Annotated in this window: 16 protein-coding genes and 1 pseudogene; 2 read left to right on the forward strand and 15 right to left on the reverse strand. The window is 63.8% G+C overall.

The window, feature by feature from the left end; all coding sequences use genetic code 11:
- The 12 genes and pseudogenes from rpsJ to gatC form a co-directional block, all read right to left on the reverse strand.
- Positions 1-79 (reverse strand): annotated as a pseudogene (gene rpsJ, locus ACK4R0_RS15355) (30S ribosomal protein S10); the annotation flags it as partial.
- A 143-nt stretch (positions 80-222) separates the two neighbouring features.
- Entirely contained in the window at positions 223-1,413 is a 1,191-nt protein-coding gene (tuf, locus tag ACK4R0_RS15360) for an elongation factor Tu (RefSeq protein WP_409675915.1), read from the reverse strand.
- 154 nt (positions 1,414-1,567) lie between these two features.
- The gene (gene fusA, locus ACK4R0_RS15365; RefSeq protein ID WP_409675918.1) at positions 1,568-3,664 is read right to left on the reverse strand and encodes an elongation factor G; all 2,097 of its coding nucleotides are present in this window, start codon (positions 3,662-3,664) and stop codon (positions 1,568-1,570) included.
- 264 nt (positions 3,665-3,928) lie between these two features.
- Positions 3,929-4,399 (reverse strand): 30S ribosomal protein S7, encoded by a 471-nt coding sequence (rpsG, locus tag ACK4R0_RS15370; RefSeq protein ID WP_409675921.1) that lies wholly within the window; start codon positions 4,397-4,399, stop codon positions 3,929-3,931.
- 105 nt (positions 4,400-4,504) lie between these two features.
- Positions 4,505-4,876, reverse strand: coding sequence for a 30S ribosomal protein S12 (gene rpsL, locus ACK4R0_RS15375; protein ID WP_017670439.1), 372 nt, complete (start codon positions 4,874-4,876; stop codon positions 4,505-4,507).
- 200 nt (positions 4,877-5,076) lie between these two features.
- On the reverse strand, positions 5,077-6,339 hold the full coding sequence (locus ACK4R0_RS15380) for an HD-GYP domain-containing protein (protein ID WP_409675926.1): 1,263 nt from the start codon (positions 6,337-6,339) through the stop codon (positions 5,077-5,079).
- 135 nt (positions 6,340-6,474) lie between these two features.
- The gene (locus tag ACK4R0_RS15385) at positions 6,475-7,095 is read right to left on the reverse strand and encodes a peptidylprolyl isomerase (RefSeq protein ID WP_409675929.1); all 621 of its coding nucleotides are present in this window, start codon (positions 7,093-7,095) and stop codon (positions 6,475-6,477) included.
- Complete coding sequence (gatB, locus tag ACK4R0_RS15390; RefSeq protein ID WP_409675932.1) at positions 7,092-8,597, reverse strand: Asp-tRNA(Asn)/Glu-tRNA(Gln) amidotransferase subunit GatB; 1,506 nt, start codon at positions 8,595-8,597, stop codon at positions 7,092-7,094. The genes ACK4R0_RS15385 and gatB overlap by 4 nt, the downstream gene beginning before the upstream one ends.
- On the reverse strand, positions 8,594-9,013 hold the full coding sequence (locus ACK4R0_RS15395; protein ID WP_409675935.1) for a type II toxin-antitoxin system VapC family toxin: 420 nt from the start codon (positions 9,011-9,013) through the stop codon (positions 8,594-8,596). Before ACK4R0_RS15395 ends, gatB begins: the two co-directional genes overlap by 4 nt.
- Positions 9,010-9,303 carry an AbrB/MazE/SpoVT family DNA-binding domain-containing protein gene (locus ACK4R0_RS15400; protein ID WP_409675938.1) on the reverse strand — a complete coding sequence of 98 codons (294 nt, stop codon included), beginning with the start codon at positions 9,301-9,303 and terminating at the stop codon, positions 9,010-9,012. The genes ACK4R0_RS15395 and ACK4R0_RS15400 overlap by 4 nt, the downstream gene beginning before the upstream one ends.
- 90 nt (positions 9,304-9,393) lie before the next feature.
- Positions 9,394-10,878: an Asp-tRNA(Asn)/Glu-tRNA(Gln) amidotransferase subunit GatA gene (gene gatA / locus ACK4R0_RS15405; protein WP_409675941.1), complete on the reverse strand. Its 1,485-nt coding sequence runs from the start codon at positions 10,876-10,878 to the stop codon at positions 9,394-9,396.
- Positions 10,879-10,997: 119 nt separating this feature from the next.
- Complete coding sequence (gene gatC / locus ACK4R0_RS15410; RefSeq protein WP_409675944.1) at positions 10,998-11,285, reverse strand: Asp-tRNA(Asn)/Glu-tRNA(Gln) amidotransferase subunit GatC; 288 nt, start codon at positions 11,283-11,285, stop codon at positions 10,998-11,000.
- 178 nt (positions 11,286-11,463) lie between these two features.
- Between gatC and ACK4R0_RS15415 the strand changes: the two genes are divergently transcribed.
- Both ACK4R0_RS15415 and ruvX read left to right on the forward strand, forming a co-directional pair.
- The gene (locus ACK4R0_RS15415) at positions 11,464-12,576 is read left to right on the forward strand and encodes a DUF3089 domain-containing protein (RefSeq protein WP_409675947.1); all 1,113 of its coding nucleotides are present in this window, start codon (positions 11,464-11,466) and stop codon (positions 12,574-12,576) included.
- Entirely contained in the window at positions 12,573-13,031 is a 459-nt protein-coding gene (ruvX, locus tag ACK4R0_RS15420; RefSeq protein WP_409676054.1) for a Holliday junction resolvase RuvX, read from the forward strand. The genes ACK4R0_RS15415 and ruvX overlap by 4 nt, the downstream gene beginning before the upstream one ends.
- Positions 13,032-13,069: 38 nt before the next feature.
- On the opposite strand, the gene ACK4R0_RS15425 is transcribed toward ruvX, so the two are convergent.
- The 3 genes from ACK4R0_RS15425 to ACK4R0_RS15435 form a co-directional block, all read right to left on the reverse strand.
- Complete coding sequence (locus ACK4R0_RS15425; RefSeq protein WP_409675950.1) at positions 13,070-13,348, reverse strand: ETC complex I subunit; 279 nt, start codon at positions 13,346-13,348, stop codon at positions 13,070-13,072.
- 232 nt (positions 13,349-13,580) lie between these two features.
- Positions 13,581-16,022 (reverse strand): ATP-dependent helicase HrpB, encoded by a 2,442-nt coding sequence (hrpB, locus tag ACK4R0_RS15430; RefSeq protein WP_409675953.1) that lies wholly within the window; start codon positions 16,020-16,022, stop codon positions 13,581-13,583.
- A gap of 102 nt (positions 16,023-16,124) precedes the next feature.
- The gene (locus ACK4R0_RS15435; RefSeq protein WP_409675956.1) at positions 16,125-17,531 is read right to left on the reverse strand and encodes an MATE family efflux transporter; all 1,407 of its coding nucleotides are present in this window, start codon (positions 17,529-17,531) and stop codon (positions 16,125-16,127) included.
- Between the last annotated feature and the right edge of the window lie 14 nt (positions 17,532-17,545).

Genomic DNA, 17,545 nt, shown 5'->3' on the forward strand with positions numbered 1-17,545 from the left:
CGGCGATGTCGCCGGTTGCCTGATCGAGCACGCGATGATCAAATGCCTTGAGGCGAATACGGATATTCTGCGTTTCCATTACCACTTTACCGATGCGAAAGAGCGAAAAACAAACCGCCCCTGGTACCCGTTGGCTCTTGCGAACCCAACGCCGGGGCGGCCTATTGAAATATTGCCATCCCCCGCACGAATCAAACAACCCGTGCGAGAGATGGCCCTATATTACTTGGAGATCGTGCTGACAACCCCAGAACCGACGGTCCGGCCACCTTCGCGAATTGCGAAGCGCAGACCCGGGTCCATCGCGATCGGTGCGATCAGCTTGACGCCGATCGTCACGTTGTCGCCCGGCATCACCATTTCGGTGCCCTCGGGCAGAACAACTTCACCGGTCACGTCGGTGGTGCGGAAGTAGAACTGCGGACGGTAGTTGGCGAAAAACGGCGTGTGACGGCCGCCTTCGTCCTTCGACAGAACGTAGACCTCTGCGTCGAACTCGGTGTGCGGCGTAACCGAACCGGGCTTGCAGAGAACCTGACCGCGCTCAACGTCTTCACGGGCAACGCCGCGAACCAGTGCGCCGATGTTGTCGCCAGCCATGCCCTGGTCGAGCAGCTTGCGGAACATTTCAACGCCGGTAACGACGGTCTTGCGGGTGTCCTTGAGGCCGACGATTTCGACTTCTTCACCAACCTTGACGATACCCGATTCAACGCGGCCGGTCACAACCGTACCACGACCCGAGATCGAGAACACGTCTTCGACGGGCATCAGGAACGGACGGTCGATCGGACGTGCAGGCTGCGGGATGAACTCGTCCACGGCCTTCATCAGGGCGTAGATCGATTCCTTGCCGATTGCGTCGTCACGGCCTTCAAGAGCGGCCAGAGCCGAACCCTTGACGATGGGAATGTCGTCGCCCGGGAAATCGTACGAGCTCAGAAGCTCGCGCACTTCCAGTTCAACCAGTTCCAGAATTTCTTCGTCGTCGACCTGGTCAACCTTGTTCATGTAAACGACCAGTGCAGGCACGCCGACCTGACGAGCGAGCAGGATGTGCTCGCGGGTCTGGGGCATCGGGCCGTCAGCAGCGTTCACCACCAGGATCGCGCCGTCCATCTGCGCAGCACCGGTGATCATGTTCTTCACATAGTCAGCGTGGCCGGGGCAATCGACGTGCGCATAGTGGCGTGCTTCGGTTTCATATTCGACGTGTGCGGTCGAAATGGTGATGCCGCGCTCGCGCTCTTCGGGAGCCTTGTCGATGTTGGCATAATCGGTGAAGGTCGCGCCGCCGGTTTCAGCCAGCACCTTGGTGATGGCTGCGGTCAGCGTGGTCTTGCCATGGTCGACGTGACCGATGGTACCGATATTGCAGTGCGGCTTGTTCCGCTCAAATTTAGCCTTGGCCATTTTTTCCTACCTTCGTTCTTTTACTATCTATGGATAGTCCGCGCCGCGCTCTGGCGAGACTGCCCGAATCTGTCAACACCCAAATGAAAGCCCGTGGCGCCAACGGCGCGATTCGACGGGCTAAGGTCGAGCGCCTATAGCGACTATGCCCGGCTTATGCCAGCTTCTCCTTGACCTCGGCCGCGACATTCGCCGGAACCTCGTCATAGTGAGAGAACTGCATCGTGTACTGCGCACGTCCCTGGGTGAAGGAACGCAGCTGGTTCACGTAACCGAACATGTTTGCAAGCGGCACGACCGCTTCCACAGCCTGGGCATTACCGCGCGTGTCGGTGCCCTGGATCTGGCCGCGACGGCTGTTGAGATCGCCGATGACGTCGCCCAGATAATCTTCCGGGGTTACGACTTCGACCTTCATGATCGGCTCGAGCAGCTTGATGCCCGACTTCTGCGCCGCTTCACGCATGGCCGCACGGCCAGCGATTTCGAAGGCCAGCGCCGAGGAGTCGACGTCATGGTACGCACCGTCATACAGCTCGATCTCGAAGTCGATGATCGGGAAGCCGACCAGCGAACCCGAAGCTGCGGTTTCGCGCATGCCCTTCTCGACCGAAGGAATGTATTCCTTCGGAATGTTGCCGCCCTTGACGTTGTCGTTGAAGATGATGCCCGAACCGCGCTCGCCCGGCGTGACCTTGAACTTCACGCGGCCGAACTGACCCGAACCACCCGACTGCTTCTTATGGGTGTAATCGATATCCACGGCCTTGCCGAGATATTCGCGATACGCCACCTGCGGTGCACCGACGTTCGCCTCGACCTTGAACTCGCGACGCATGCGGTCGACGAGAATTTCAAGGTGAAGTTCGCCCATGCCCTTGATGATCGTCTGGCCGCTTTCGGCATCCGACGACACGCGGAACGAGGGATCTTCGCGTGCAAGACGATTGAGCGCGACGCCCATCTTTTCCTGGTCGGCCTTGGTCTTGGGTTCCACCGAAAGCTCGATCACGGGCTCAGGGAATTCCATACGCTCAAGGATGATCGGCGCGTTGGCGGCGCACAGCGTGTCACCGGTGGTGGTGTCCTTGAGGCCCGCAAGAGCAACGATGTCGCCTGCGAACGCTTCCTGGATGTCCTCACGGCTGTTGGCATGCATCAGCAGCATGCGGCCAACCTTTTCCTTCTTGTCCTTCACCGAGTTGATGACGGTCGAGGCCGCTTCGAGCTTGCCCGAATAGATGCGGGCAAACGTCAGCGTGCCGACGAACGGATCGTTCATGATCTTGAACGCCAGCGCCGCGAACGGCTCGCTGTCCGACGAAGGGCGCTCGTCCGGCGTCTCGCCGTCGAGCTTTACGCCCTTGATCGCGGGAACGTCGAGCGGCGAAGGCAGATAGTCGACCACGGCGTCGAGCAGAGGCTGGACGCCCTTGTTCTTGAACGCCGAACCGCAAACCACCGGCACGAATGCCATCTCGAGCGTGCCCTTGCGAATCAGCTTCTTGAGGTCAGCAGTGCTGGGCTCGTTGCCCTCGAGATACGCTTCCATCAGCGCATCGTCGAGCTCGACAGCCATTTCGATCAGGTCGCTGCGATACTTGGCAGCCTTTTCCTTCAGGTCCTCAGGGATTTCCTGATATTCGAACTTCGCACCCAGGCTTTCTTCGAGCCAGATGATCGCGCGGTTCTCGACCAGGTCGACGAGGCCCTTGAAGCCGCCTTCGATGCCGATCGGCAGATACAGCACGGCGGGGCGAGCGCCCAGACGGTCGATGATCGACTGCACGCAGAAATAGAAATCCGCGCCGGTGCGATCGAGCTTGTTGATGAAGCACATGCGCGGCACGCCGTACTTGTCGGCCTGGCGCCACACGGTTTCGGACTGCGGCTCAACGCCGGCAACGCCGTCGAAGCATGCAACCGCACCGTCGAGCACGCGCAGCGAACGCTCGACTTCAATCGTGAAGTCAACGTGGCCGGGAGTGTCGATGATGTTGATCAGGTGCTCTTCGCCCTTGCCCTCTTCGGCGCGCCACTTGCAGGTGGTCGCCGCAGACGTGATCGTGATCCCACGCTCCTGCTCCTGCTCCATCCAGTCCATCGTCGCGGTGCCTTCATGCACTTCGCCGATCTTGTAGGACTTGCCGGTGTAATAGAGGATGCGTTCGGTCGTGGTGGTCTTGCCCGCATCGATATGAGCCATAATGCCGATATTGCGGTACTTTTCCAGGGGATGGCTGCGTGCCATGATCATAAACTCCAAGTATGGGGCGTAATTTGCCGCGCGCTATAATGAAGCCCCGGCGCTTTGGCCAGCGTGAATTGGGGCGATGCCACAGCGAGCATCAAATGCCTCTCCCGTGACGGGAGGAGGAAACCAGGCCCTGCCGGCGAACCGGCGGGGGTGAAAATGCGAGAGAGGCAGGTCAGCACCCGATGTGCTCCCTGCCCTCACCCACGCAACGCCTGCGCGCTGCAATCCCTTCTGCCCGAGGGCAGAAGGATCGTCTGATTACCAGCGATAGTGCGAGAAGGCACGGTTCGCTTCGGCCATGCGGTGCGTGTCTTCACGCTTCTTGACCGCATTGCCACGATTGTTGGCGGCATCGAGCAGTTCGCCCGACAGACGCGCCGCCATCGTGGTTTCCGAGCGGTTGCGTGCAGCCGAGATCAGCCAGCGGATGGCGAGCGCCTGAGCGCGCTCGGGGCGCACTTCGACGGGGACCTGATAGGTCGCACCACCGACGCGGCGGCTGCGCACTTCGATGCCGGGCTTCACGTTGTTCAGCGCATCGTGGAACATCGGCAGCGGGTCGGCCTTGGCCTTCGCCTGCATGGTTTCCATGGCGCCATAAACGATCCGCTCTGCGACGGACTTCTTGCCGTCCAGCATCAGGTTGTTCATGAATTTCGAAAGCGTCAGATCACCATACTGGGGATCGGGAAGGATGACGCGCTTTTCTGGGCGACGACGACGTGACATATGGAATAACTCCTGAAAAAACTGCGAGCTGTCAGCAGGGGATTATGGATCCCGGACAAAATCGCTTGTGGCGATTCTTCCGGGATGATTCCTCCCCCGGACGGATCACTTGGGCCGCTTGGCGCCGTACTTGGAACGGCTCTGCTTGCGGTCCTTGACACCCTGGGTATCGAGAACGCCGCGCAGCACGTGGTAACGCACACCGGGAAGGTCGCGTACGCGGCCGCCGCGGATCAGCACAACCGAGTGCTCCTGCAGGTTGTGGCCTTCACCCGGAATGTAGGTGATGACTTCACGGCTGTTGGTCAGACGGACCTTGGCTACCTTGCGAAGCGCCGAGTTCGGCTTTTTCGGAGTCGTCGTATAGACACGGGTGCAAACGCCACGCTTCTGCGGGTTTGCATCCATTGCGGGCACCTTGGACTTGGCCTTTTGCGGCACCCGGCCCTTGCGGACCAGCTGGTTGATAGTTGGCATGTTTCTCTTCACCTTGAAGTAAATGAGGTTACTCTGCCGCCCGATACGTGCCCGGTCCGCGTTGAAACGGATCGATATGGTGGAGGCTCCGCCTTTTGCCCACCCGCACCTGACGCCAGTGTTGTGCTAGTTATTCGAACAGCAAGACGCAGTGCGCCCGCAAGCCGAAGCGCGGCCCTTAGCGGCGATTCCCTCGGCGGTCAAGCCGCGGTGGACAGCGGGATGGCCTGGGCGAGGATGGCATTGCGCTTCGTCGGCCAGTCCTCGAAGTGCCAGAATTCGGGCCGCTCGATCCCCAATATCTGCACGCCGCGATCGGGCGTGACGGTGATTTCCTGCGGCTCAAGCTCCTGCAGCCGCGAGGTGCAGTAGAACGGCAGCACCCTGACACCCGACGGGTCCTCGGGGCAGTTGTCGACCACCAAGGCCAGCCGGTGGTCGTTGAGCCGAACCAGCCCGCCTGCCGGATAGAACCCAAGCGAATTGATGAACACCCGCATCAGCCGCTCGTCGAAATGACCCTCCCAGGTGAGCATCCGGCCCAGCGCCACGCACGGCGTCCAGGGGTCCTTGTAGGGCCGGTTGGATGTCACCGCATCATAGACATCGCAGATCGCTCCCATCCGGGCTGCAAGGCTTATCTCATTGCCTTTCAGCCCGAAAGGATAGCCTGTTCCATCGATCTTTTCGTGATGATGCAGGCAGACGTCGCGCGCGATATCGGGGATGTCGGGATTGTCGCCGATCAGCGCATGGCCGCGCTCGGGGTGGCTGCGGATCATCGTCATCTCGTCGTCGGTGAGCCGCTCGGCCTTGTCGAGGATCATCTGCGGCACCGCCATCTTGCCCAGATCGTGCAGCAGACCCGCCACACCCATCGAGCGGATGGTGTTCTCATCGAGATCGAGCATGCGCGCGAAGTTGATCATCAACGTGCACACCGCGACCGAGTGCATATAGGTGTATTCGTCCTTGTTCTTGAGCTGGACCAGGCTGACCAGCGCCCTGTTGTTGCGGGCGACCGAATCGCGGATTTCATCGATCAGCGGCAGCACATCGGGAAGCTTGAGTGCATGGCCCAGCCGGGCGGCCTCAAACATGGCGGCAACCTTTTTCTTCGATTTGTCGATGATCCTTGCTGCGCGGCGGCTTTCCTGGCGAAAGCTCGTCTTGGGCTGCACCGCAGGCGGCGGCCTGTACCGTCCGGCAGCCGGGGCATATCGCGGAGGAAGCATGTTTGCTGGCGCGGCGATCGGCATCGCAGCTGGTCGCTCCACCGGAGCGGCACCGCGCGCGGTATCCACGATCACCGCCGAGACCCTGCTTTCGCGGATCTTGAGCGCGTCAGCCTCCTCGGTCAGAAGAAATTTCTTGCGCCAGAACGGGTGATCGAACCACGAGCCTACAAAGCCGTGGACAAACATCCCCAATGTCACTTCTGCTGGCTTGATATGCCGCAACATCCCCCTGGTCGTTCCCCCCAACCCATGGTTGCACGGTCAGCCAATGGCGGCCCGGCAATAGCTTGGACCATGGCGGGAAATGGTTAATGGAACGTAACGCTTGGCCAAACCTGCGATTTTTTGCCGTCGGTGGCTTCAGGGCGTTGCGACCCGGCGCGCGCTGACGATGCGCACCGGACTGGCGGGCATCTCGCCGACAAAGGCACCGCCTGTGCTCTTGGCGGGATCCGTGGGGGTGTCGAGAATGCGGGTCAGCACCTCGCGCCCTGCGACGATGCGGGCAAAGGCGGCATAGCCCAGATTGTCGCCGGGCGCGGACGGATTGGCATCGAGCGAAAGCTGGTCGCCCGCCATGATCGTGAACTCGCCGCGTGCCGAGCCCGGCTCGAACCGGGCGACTGACAGAAAGCCGTCGCGGTGGCTGAGCCCGGTCTGGGTCGTGGGTTCATGCGCGATCGGCGGCAAGCTGCGCTTGGGGTCGCCCAGCCCGCCGAACTGCACGAAACCATAGTCCGGCCCGACCTTGACCACCCGATAGAAGCTGACGCCGTCGAGCAGCTTCTTGTCGACATAAGCCAGGAAGTTGGCGCCGCTGACCGGTGCCCGGCGGGTGTCGACCTCGACGGTCATCGTGCCGACATCGGTGACGATATCGACCTTGGGCAAGGGCGGCTGATCGGCGACAGTCGCGTCCTGTGCCAGCGCCGGAAAGCCCAGCGCGAGCGCCGCCGCCATCATCGCCAGCCAGCGCTTCATGCGGCGAGCGCCTTCTTGAGCAGCTCGTTGACCATCTGCGGGTTGGCCTTGCCCTGCATTGCCTTCATCGTCTGGCCGACGAAGAAGCCGAACAAGGCCTCCTTGCCGCCGCGATACTGTTCGACCTTGTCGGCGTTGTCGGCGAGCACCTTGGCAATCGCGGCATCGATCGCGCCGGTGTCCGATGTCTGCTTGAGGCCGCGCGCCTCGACGATCGCGCCTGCCCCCTCGCCGGTCTCCAGCATGATCTCGAACACCTGCTTGGCGATGGTGCCCGAAATCGTGCCATCGGCGACGAGAGCGATCAGCTCAGCACCCGCAGCCGGGCTGACAGGGCTGTCGTCGATCGACTTGCCGGTGCGGTTGAGTGCACCGTACAGTTCGGACAACAGCCAGTTCGCCGAGCCTTTGGCCACCTCGGATTCGGGCTTGCCCTGCGCCTTGGCGCTTTCGGCCAGCAGCGCCTCGAACCAGCGCGCGGTTTCCGCTTCCGCAGTCAGCACGGCGGCGTTGTAGGCGGAGAGGCCAAGCTGGCTTTCGTAGCGCTTGCGCTTGGCATCGGGCAGTTCGGGCAGCGATGCCTTGCAGCCCTCCAGAAACGCATCGTCCAGTTCCAGCGGCAGCAGATCGGGGTCGGGGAAGTAGCGATAATCGTGCGCGTCTTCCTTCGAGCGCATCGAGCGCGTCTCGTTCTTGTCGGGATCGTACAGCCGGGTTTCCTGGACGATAGTGCCGCCGCTTTCGAGCACATCGACCTGGCGGTTGGCCTCATGCTCGATCGTCGCCATGACATAGCGCACCGAATTGACGTTCTTGGTCTCGGTGCGCGTGCCGAACTCGTCGCCGGGCTTGCGCACCGAGACGTTGACGTCGGCGCGCATCGAGCCTTCTTCCATGTTGCCGTCGCACGAGCCGACATAGCGCAGGATCGAGCGCAGCTTCTTGAGGTACGCTCCGGCTTCCGCAGGCGAGCGCATGTCGGGCCGCGAGACGATCTCCATCAGCGCGACACCGCAACGGTTGAGATCGACATAGGACATCGTCGGATGCTGATCATGCATCAGCTTGCCCGCGTCCTGCTCGAGATGCAGCCGCTCGATACCGATCGTCTTGGTGTGCGCGTCCGGGTTCTTTTCGTCCAAGCTGATCTCGATCGCGCCCTCGCCGACAATCGGGTGGTAGAGCTGGCTGATCTGATAGCCCTGCGGCAGATCGGCGTAGAAATAGTTCTTGCGGTCGAACCGCGAGTAGCGGTTGATCTGTGCGTTCAACGCCATGCCGGTCCGCACCGCCTGGCGGACGCATTCACCATTGGGCACCGGCAGCATCCCGGGCATCGCAGCATCGACAAGGCTCACCTGCGCATTGGGCTCCGCCCCGAAGGTGGTCGCCGCGCCCGAGAACAACTTCGCGTTGCTGGTCACCTGCGCATGCACCTCAAGGCCGATCACGACCTCCCACTCGCCGGTGGCGCCCTGGATACGATAGGTTGATTCGGTCATGCTGAGTCTTTCGATGGCGTGATGAGGGGCACGGAAGGAAAATAGGCGCGATAGAAACGCGGGTCACGCGTCAGGATGGTGGCGCCAAGCGATTGCGCATGGCCGCCAAGCAGAAAATCAGCGACGATCGCCTTTGGCATGCCTGCGGGACGTGCGCGGCGATACGCCTGAAAGGCCTGACCGGCATTGAAAGCGGCTACGGCATCGAGCGACTCGAAGCCGATCACCATCGCAGCCATCTTGTCGAGAAAATCATCCAATTTCCCAAATTGCGGCCCAACCTCTGCAACCACAACCGGATTGATGGCAACCTGGCCCATGGCAGCGGCTTGCTGCAAGCTGCCAAACGACCATTCGAACCATGTCGGATCGCGATCCAGAATATCAATCAATACATTGGAGTCGATCAGGATCACGGCTCGTAATCACCTCGCAACTCGCGCATGTATTGATCCGTCGTAAGTCCGTCAGGGTTGGGATACTTGCCGGCCAGTGCAAGCAGCCCCTCGCGCATGCGGCGCATACGCTCCTCGGCATCCCCAGGGCCAAACCCGAGCGGTTCGACCAGAACCTGGCCGGCATCGTTGACCGTCACCTTGTACGGACGGCCTGGAACCAGGCCCGCCGCATCTCGCATTGCCTTGGGTATCAGCACTTGGCCCTTGCTGGTCATCGTACCGGTTTCAATCTTGGTCGGTGCACTCATCGAACCATCTCCAGTGTTACCAAAGTAACACCTCACCCTTCAGGCATCAAGTGTGCCAGCCAGGCACAAAATGTCACTGCAGCCCGGGCTTCACCACCACCGATCAGGGCGCGCGGTGAACCCTGCGCGTTCTTCGATCGCAAGCCCTGCGTTCAGCACGCCCTGCTCGTCCAGCGGCTTGCCGATGATCTGCAATCCAAGCGGCAGACCCTGGGCATCCAGTCCGCCGGGCACCGACATCGCGGGCAAACCTGCGAGCGAGGCGGGCACCGCGAACACGTCGTTGAGGTACATTGCGATCGGATCGTCCGATTCCTGGCCCAGCGCGAACGCGGCGCTCGGCGCGGTCGGCGCGAGCAGCACATCGCATTGCTCCCAGACCTGCTCGAAATCGCGGGCGATCAGCGTGCGGACCTTCTGTGCCTGGGTGTAATAGGCGTCGTAAAAGCCCGCCGACAGCACATAGGTGCCGATCATGATCCGGCGCTTGACCTCATGGCCGAAGCCCGCGGCACGGGTCGCAGCGTACATGTCCTGCAGCCCGGCGCCATCGGGCAGGTTGCGCTGGCCATAGCGCACGCCATCATAGCGCGCGAGGTTGGACGAGGCTTCAGCCGGTGCAATGATGTAGTACGCAGGCAGTGCGTGCCGCGTATGCGGCAACGAGACCTCGACGATCTCGGCTCCTGCATCGCGCAGCCATTCGATACCCTTGTCCCATACGGCAGCCACTTCGGCGTTGATTCCGTCGAGACGATACTCCTTGGGAATTCCGACGCGCTTGCCCTTGAGATCGCTCGACAATCCGGCCTCCCACTGGGGCACGGGCAAGTCGAGCGAGGTCGAATCCTTGGGATCGAAGCCGCTCATCGCCTCGAGCATGATCGCGCAATCGCGCACGTCGCGCGCCATCGGGCCTGCCTGGTCGAGCGACGAGGCAAAGGCGATCACGCCCCAGCGCGAGCAGCGGCCATAGGTCGGCTTGATGCCGCTGATGCCGACAAAGGCTGCGGGTTGGCGGATCGATCCGCCGGTATCGGTTCCCGTCGCGCCCGGGCACAGCCGCGCCGACACCGCCGCCGCGCTGCCGCCCGAAGAACCGCCGGGAGCAAGCGCTGCGTTGCCACCATCGTTGCGCCGCCAGGGCGAGATGACGTTGCCGAACGCGCTGGTCTCGTTTGACGATCCCATCGCGAACTGGTCCATGTTGAGCTTGCCCAGCATGCCGGCGCCCGCGTCCCACAATTTCTGGCTGACGGTCGATTCATAGGTCGGCTTGAAGCCGTTGAGGATCTTGCTGGCCGAGCGCGCCTCGACACCCACGGTGCAGAACAGATCCTTCATGCCGATCGGCACGCCGGCCATGATCGGCAGGTCGTCGCCCGCGGCGCGCTTCGCGTCGATCGCATCGGCTGCAGCCAGCGCGTGATCGGGGGTGTCGATCAGAAACGCGTTGAGCGCCTTGGCCTCGGCGACGTTGGCGTTGAACGCGGTCGCGACTTCGCGCGCGCTGAAATCGCCGCTGCGAACCCCATTGCGGATGTCGGCGATGCCGAGGTCGGTCAGGTCGGTCATTCAATATGCTCCGGGGCGTACGACGCCAGAAACGTCAACGGTTGCTGCTTTTGTTCTGGATCCCGGATCGTTCGCGGCTGCGCCGCTGTCCGGGATGATCGAATGAAATCCTGCGGATTTCATTCGATCACTTTCGGCACACCGAAAAACCCGTGCTCGGCGGCCGGCGCGTTGGCCAGCACCTTGTCGCGGATATCGCCGTCGGTGACGATGTCCTCGCGCAGCCGCAGGGTGTTGGGAATGACCGCGGTCATCGGCTCGACGCCGGTCACATCGACCTCGCCCAGTTGCTCCACCCAGCCCAGGATGCCGTTGAATTCAGGGACCATGGCCTCGATCTCGGCATCGGTCATCGCGATCCGGGCGAGGCTGGCGATCTTTTTGACGGTTTTGCTATCTACTGACATGGGTAACGCGGCTAGCACCGGCCCGCCCGGCCTTCAAGCGGGCAAATGCTGCGCCCAACGTTATCGGATGCGTTATCGAATGGGCGGCAAACACCGCTGGCAGTGGGCGGTGCCCGCCCCTATATGCGCCCCTTGACGCACGCGGTGAATCCGCGCCTTTTCCGCCACGGAGACAGTTTTGGCTCGCAAATTCCTATATCTCATCGCGATAATCGTTTTTGTGCTGGTCGCCGTCTTCGCCGCTTACCGCCTGTTTCCCCAGCAGATATTCGCTGCGGCGTTCGTTCCGTCGACCGAATTCGTAAAGCCGCAAGCGGTGGAAACAAGCGCGTACGCCGACACCGAAATGTGGTTCTCGCGCCCCGAAATCACCGGCAGCGCAAACCCGTCCTTGTGGACTCCGGAAGGCTTTGAGCCCACCACCGCGCCCAAGGTGGCGGTGTTCTACATCCACCCGACATCGTACATGAAGCGCGAATTCTGGAACGCGCCGCTGGGCGACAAGGAATCGCAGGATCGTGCGCGCATCTTCCTGCGCAGCCAGGCGAGCGTGTTCAACGGCATCGGCCAGATCTGGGCGCCGCGCTATCGCCAGGCCGCGATCGGCGCGTTCCTGACCGACAAGCCCGAAGCCCAGATGGCGTTCGACGCCGCCTATTCCGACATTCTGGCCGCGTTCGACGAATTCCTGCTCGAAATCCCCGACGATATGCCGATCATCATCGCCGGGCACAGCCAAGGCGCGTTGCACCTGACCACGCTGATGCGCCAGCGCGTCGTCACCCGGCCGCTCGCCGACCGCATCGTTGCGGCCTATGTCGTCGGCTGGCCGGTCTCGCTGACCACCGATCTGCTGGCGCTGGGCCTGCCAGCCTGTGCCGATCCCGATCAGGCCAACTGCCTGCTGTCGTGGCAGAGCTTTGGCGAGCCGTCAGAGCCTGACCTGATCCTTTCGGTCTATGATACCAGCGTCGGCTTCGACGGCACGCTGCGCGGCGCGACGCCGATGGTGTGCGTCAACCCGATCACCGGGGTCAGCGGCGACGAAGCGACCGCCGAGCAGAACCTGGGGACGCTGGTGCCCAACAAGGAACTGACCGATGGCGTGATCACCCCCGGCCTTGTGCCAGCGCGTTGCGACGATCGCGGACTGCTGCTGCTGGGCGGCGAACCGCAGATGGGCAACTATGTGCTTCCGGGCAACAACTACCACGTTTACGATTATCCCCTGTTCTGGGCGAGCATCCGCGCAGACGCCGAGCGGAGGGTAGCAGCATTTCTGGCGCGCTGATCACGACGCGGCCCGCAGAGTTTCGTGAGGCTTTGCCCGAGGGCGGGCGACTTATCGGACTCGACGTCGGCAGCAAGACCATCGGCACCGCGTTCTGCGACGCGGGCTGGAGCTTTTCCACCGCCGCCAAGACGATCAGGCGCGCCAAGTTCAGCAAGGACAAGGAGCAGATCGAGCAGCTGGTGCGCGAACAGCATATCGTCGGGCTGGTCATCGGCCTGCCGCTCAACATGGACAGCACCGACAGCCCGCAGACGCAAAGCGTGCGCGCCTTCGCCCGCAACATCGCGGTGCTGGGATTGCCGATCCTGCTGCAGGACGAACGCTGGTCAACCCAGGCGGTGGAGCGTGCGCTGATCGATGCCGATGTCAGCCGCGCCAAGCGCGCCGAGCGCGTCGACTCGGCGGCGGCTGCCTTCATCCTGCAGGGTGCAATCGACGCGATGGTGGGCTGAACGCCCTAGCCTTCTCGCTCAGCCATCAGGTCAGAAAATCACCTGAAATTATCGGCATAAGCCTGGATCTTGAGGCGACGCGGAGGTGTGAGCTCGATCCGCGCGGCGATGCCATACTTCTCGGCATAGGCCTTCGCCGCGTCGAGATCGGGAAAACGCAGGCTCACCTGCTGCTGGGTATCGCCCGAGCCCGCCCATCCGGTCAGCGGATCGGGCTTTTTTGCTTCGGCAGGTTCGAACTCGAGCACCCACAGATCGGTCAGCGCGCGGCCTGACTGCATCGCGTTCTTGGGGCGCTGGAAAATACGTGCGGCCATTGGTCTTCGTCCCGGCAAAATGTGATTGCTTGGCCCATGCTACAGCGGAGGCGTGCGGGTCAAGCGTGGTGTGGCGTGACGGGTTGCAACAACCGCTGTTGAGAACTCCCCTGACCACCCACGCTCATCCTGAGCTTGTCGAAGGACCCGCGCCCACGCCGGCCATATAGCGGGGCCTTCGACAGGCTCAGGCTGAGCGGATCTGGTAAAGGGCATGCCATCACGCCCCGCTTCAAATCCCCTGCCGCTTCTTCGTCGCCAGGCTCGCCTGCGCTTCCCACGGCGCGTCGGGCCAGTGGTGGCGGGGGTAGCGGCCGCGCATGTCCTTGGCGACATCGCGCCAGCTGCCGCGCCAGAAGCCGGGCAGATCGCGCGTGGTCTGGATCGGACGACCGGCGGGCGAGGTCAGCGAGAGCACCAGCGGGATGGCATCGCGCCCGACCACCGGATGCTGGTCAAGCCCGTAGAGCGCCTGCACCCGCAGCTCGACCGTCGGGCCTGCGGTGGCGGAATAATCGATCGCATGGCGGGTGCCAGCGGGGCTGTTGAACTCGGGTGGCGCGATCCGGTCGATCATCTGCGCCGCATCCCAGCCGAGCAGATTTTGCAGCGCATTATTCAGATGCCCCGGGGTTGCAGCGGCCAGCGAGCGGTGTCCGGCGAGCAGGGGCGCGAGCCAGTCTTCAAGCGAGGCCAGCAGTGCCGTATCCTCGAGCGCGGCGATCCCGGCAAAGCGCGCGCGCTGGCGCAAGGCGTGAGCCTTGTCGCCCCAGTGCAGCAGATCGAGCCCATGCTCGCGCACCCCGCCAAGCAGCGCAGCGCACAACGCCTCGGACGATGGCGATGGGTCCGGTCCGCTCGCCAGCCGGATCGCACCCAGCCTGCGCTCGAGCCTGGCCTCGGCGCGACGTTCGGCCAGCGCGAAGCTGCAGCGGCTGACCCGCTCGATTCGATGCGGCAGATGCGTTTCGATGTCGCTCAGGTCCAATGCCATCGCGCTCAAGATGCGCGCGTCCGCCGCCTTGCCCTGCACCTCACCGATCGCCAGCCACTGCGCGGTGATCAGCGAGGATGCGGAATCGAGCCGGAAGCTGCGCCCGCCCGCGCTGGCCCAGGCCTCGCCCGAAGCGTCGCGGCGCTTGGCAACCCTGTCGGGATAAGCGAGCGCCAGCAGGATAGCCGGCGGGATGTCCCGCTCCTCGCCCGCCTTGATCTGCCGCTGCGCCAGGCTAGCCCAACGCTCGGCGAGCTTGCGCGATTTGCGCGCTCGCTCGCCGCGGTCGCTGCGCCAGCGCACGAGCCGCGCATCGAGGTCCTCGCCCTGCCCGCCCAGCCCGCGCTCCTGCAGCAGCAGTGCGATCTCGGCGGCGAACATCGCCTGGCCTGCGCGCGCGCCGCATAACAGCATGTGCGCCAGGTGTGGCGGCGGCGGCAGCGCGGCGATGGCGCGGCCGTTGGGGGTGATCGCGCCGCTGGCATCGACCGCATCCAGCGCCTGCAACCGCTTGCGCGCCTCGGCGAGCAAGGGCGCGGGCGGCGGATCGAGCCAGCGCAACCGCAGCGGGTCGCTCTCCCCCCAGGCGGCGCATTGCAGCACCAATGGCGCCAAATCGCTGTCGAGAATCTCGGGCGGATCGAAGCGCGGCAAGCCACCGGTCGCAGCTTCCTCCCACAGGCGGTAGGCCACGCCCGGCCCCTGCCGCGCCGCCCGGCCCGCACGCTGGGTCGCAGCCGCCTGGCTCGCGCGCTCGGTGACCAGCCGGGTGGTCGCGGCGAGCGGATCATAGCGCGCCCGCCGCGCCATGCCGCTGTCGACGACGATCCGCACGCCATCGATGGTCAGGCTGGTCTCGGCGATGCTGGTGGCAAGGATGACCTTGCGGCGGCCCTCGGGATCCCGCCGGATTGCCGCGCGCTGTTCGGGCGGGGTCAACGTGCCGTGCAGCGGCAGCACCGCGATGGCATCTCCCAGGTTCGCCAACCGCTCCTGCGTCCGCGCGATCTCGGCGACCCCGGGCAGGAAGGCGAGCACATCGCCGTCGGCCTCGCGCAGCGCGGTGCGAATCGCCTGCGCCATCGCGTCTTCCAGCCGCTGTTCGCCGCGCCGCCCCAGATACACAAGCTCCAGCGGGTGCGAGCGGCCCTCGCTCTCGATCACAGGAGCATCGTCCATCAACGTGGAGAAGCGCGCGCCATCGAGCGTTGCCGACATCGCGAGCAGCTTGAGATCGGGCCGGAACGCGCCTTGGGCCTCGAGCGCCAGCGCCAGCCCGAAGTCGCTGTCGAGGCTGCGTTCGTGGACCTCGTCGAACAGCACCGCTGAAACCCCCGCCAGCTCGGGATCGGCCTGGATGCGGTTGACGAATATTCCCTCGGTCAGCACCAGCACCCGCGTCGCCGCGCTGCTCTTGCTGTCCATCCGGGTGGCATAGCCGATGGTCTGGCCGACGCTCTCTCCCGCCAACTCTGCCATGCGTTCGGCAGCGGCCCGCGCGGCGAGGCGGCGTGGCGACAGCAGCAGGATTTGCCCGGTGCACCAGGGCTGATCGAGCAAGGCGGGCGCGACGGAAGTGGTCTTGCCCGCGCCGGGAGGGGCGACGAGGACAGCGTTGGGGTTGGCCGCGAGCGCGGTGATCAAGTCGGGGAGGACGGCATGGATCGGGAGTTCAGCCAAGCCCGCCTCCCCGTTCCGCCTGTCCCGAGCGAAGTCGAGGGACGTGCGTGCCAACGGTTGCACGTCCCTCGACTTCGCTCGGGAACGCGGGAGTGGTTGCATTTACTGGTAAACCCCCAGCCCGAGCCTGCCGCGCATCATCCAGCGACCGACCATCAGCACCGAGACCACCGCCAGTCCTGCGGCGAGGCCAATCCAGACGCCGATGCCGTCCCAGCCCAAATTGAACGCGAAGAACCAGGCGGTTCCCATTCCAACAACCCAGTACCCGAACGCGGCAAAGATCATCGGCCAGCGGGTGTCCTGCAGTCCGCGCAGCACGCCGGCGCCTACCGCCTGCACCGCATCGACCAGCTGGAAGATCGCCGCAACCACGATAAAGCCCAAAGCCAGCTGGAACGCTGTCGCAGCGGTCGCATCGGCAGGGTCGATGAACAGCCCGACGAGAAATTCCGGAAACGCAGTCATGATCGCGGACATTGCGCATGCCGCGATCACGCCGACGCCCAGCGCAGCCCAGCCCGCACGCGATGCCGCGACTGCATCGCGCCGGCCGTGGTGTAGCCCGACGCGCACGGTCGCGGCCTGCGACAGGCTGAACGGCACCATGAACGCGAACGAGGCGATCTGGATCGCGACGGCGTGCGCCGCGAGCGAATCACGGCTGATCAGCCCCATCAGGAACGCCGCCGCACTGAAGATCGCGACCTCGAAGGCAAAGGTGATCGCGATCGGCAGGCCCAGCCGGAACAGTCCGGCAAAACGCGGCCAGTCAGCGACCCAGAAGCGCCCGAAGATGCGGTAGCGGCGGAACGGCTTTACAGTGCTGACGACCAGCGCCATGACGATGAACAGCGTGCAGTTGGCGATCAGGTTGGCATAGGCCGCGCCCATCAAGCCCATCTCCGGAAAGCCCAGATTGCCGAACACCAACGCCCAGCAGGCGACCAGATTGACCCCGACGCCGCACAAGGTGACGATCACGCCCCAGATCGGCCGCTCGAGCGCCGAGACATACAGACGCAGCACGAATTGCAGCAGCCAGGGCAGCAGGCCCCACATCGCCACGCGCATGAACTGCCCGGCATCGCGCGAGAGATCGGGCTGTTGCCCCATCGCCAGGAACAGGCTCTCGGCGTTCCACAGAATCCCCCAGATCGGAATGCTCGCCGCCAGCGCGACCCAGAAGCCCTGCCGCACCGTGCGGCGGATATCGCGCACCGAATGCCCCCGCCGCCCGCGCTCGGCCGCGATCATCGGCGAGGCTGCGGTCATCAGCCCCATGCCAAAGGTCCCGCAAGCGAAATACAGGTTCACCGCGAGCGCCGCTGCGGCCAGCGCCTGGACGCTGTAACGGCCTAGGATGATCACCTCGGTGGTGTGAATCGCCATCTGCGCGAGGTTGCCCAGCACCAAGGGCCCTGCGAGCAGCAAAAGCGCGCGAATCTCGATCCGCAAGGAAGCGGGCCGGGCATCGGCAGGAATGGAAGTGGCTGAAAACGCCGTCATTTAACTGAAACTCG

This window comes from Blastomonas sp. (assembly GCF_046294995.1).
Classification (GTDB): Bacteria; Pseudomonadota; Alphaproteobacteria; order Sphingomonadales; family Sphingomonadaceae; genus Blastomonas.

Coding starts and splice junctions, on each gene's coding strand:
- tuf (WP_409675915.1), bottom strand. CDS start 1,413: ATGGCCAAGGCTAAATTTGAGCGGAACAAGCCGCACTGCAATATCGGT.
- fusA (WP_409675918.1), bottom strand. CDS start 3,664: ATGGCACGCAGCCATCCCCTGGAAAAGTACCGCAATATCGGCATTATG.
- rpsG (WP_409675921.1), bottom strand. CDS start 4,399: ATGTCACGTCGTCGTCGCCCAGAAAAGCGCGTCATCCTTCCCGATCCC.
- rpsL (WP_017670439.1), bottom strand. CDS start 4,876: ATGCCAACTATCAACCAGCTGGTCCGCAAGGGCCGGGTGCCGCAAAAG.
- ACK4R0_RS15380 (WP_409675926.1), bottom strand. CDS start 6,339: ATGTTGCGGCATATCAAGCCAGCAGAAGTGACATTGGGGATGTTTGTC.
- ACK4R0_RS15385 (WP_409675929.1), bottom strand. CDS start 7,095: ATGAAGCGCTGGCTGGCGATGATGGCGGCGGCGCTCGCGCTGGGCTTT.
- gatB (WP_409675932.1), bottom strand. CDS start 8,597: ATGACCGAATCAACCTATCGTATCCAGGGCGCCACCGGCGAGTGGGAG.
- ACK4R0_RS15400 (WP_409675938.1), bottom strand. CDS start 9,303: ATGAGTGCACCGACCAAGATTGAAACCGGTACGATGACCAGCAAGGGC.
- gatA (WP_409675941.1), bottom strand. CDS start 10,878: ATGACCGACCTGACCGACCTCGGCATCGCCGACATCCGCAATGGGGTT.
- gatC (WP_409675944.1), bottom strand. CDS start 11,285: ATGTCAGTAGATAGCAAAACCGTCAAAAAGATCGCCAGCCTCGCCCGG.
- ACK4R0_RS15425 (WP_409675950.1), bottom strand. CDS start 13,348: ATGGCCGCACGTATTTTCCAGCGCCCCAAGAACGCGATGCAGTCAGGC.
- ACK4R0_RS15435 (WP_409675956.1), bottom strand. CDS start 17,531: ATGACGGCGTTTTCAGCCACTTCCATTCCTGCCGATGCCCGGCCCGCT.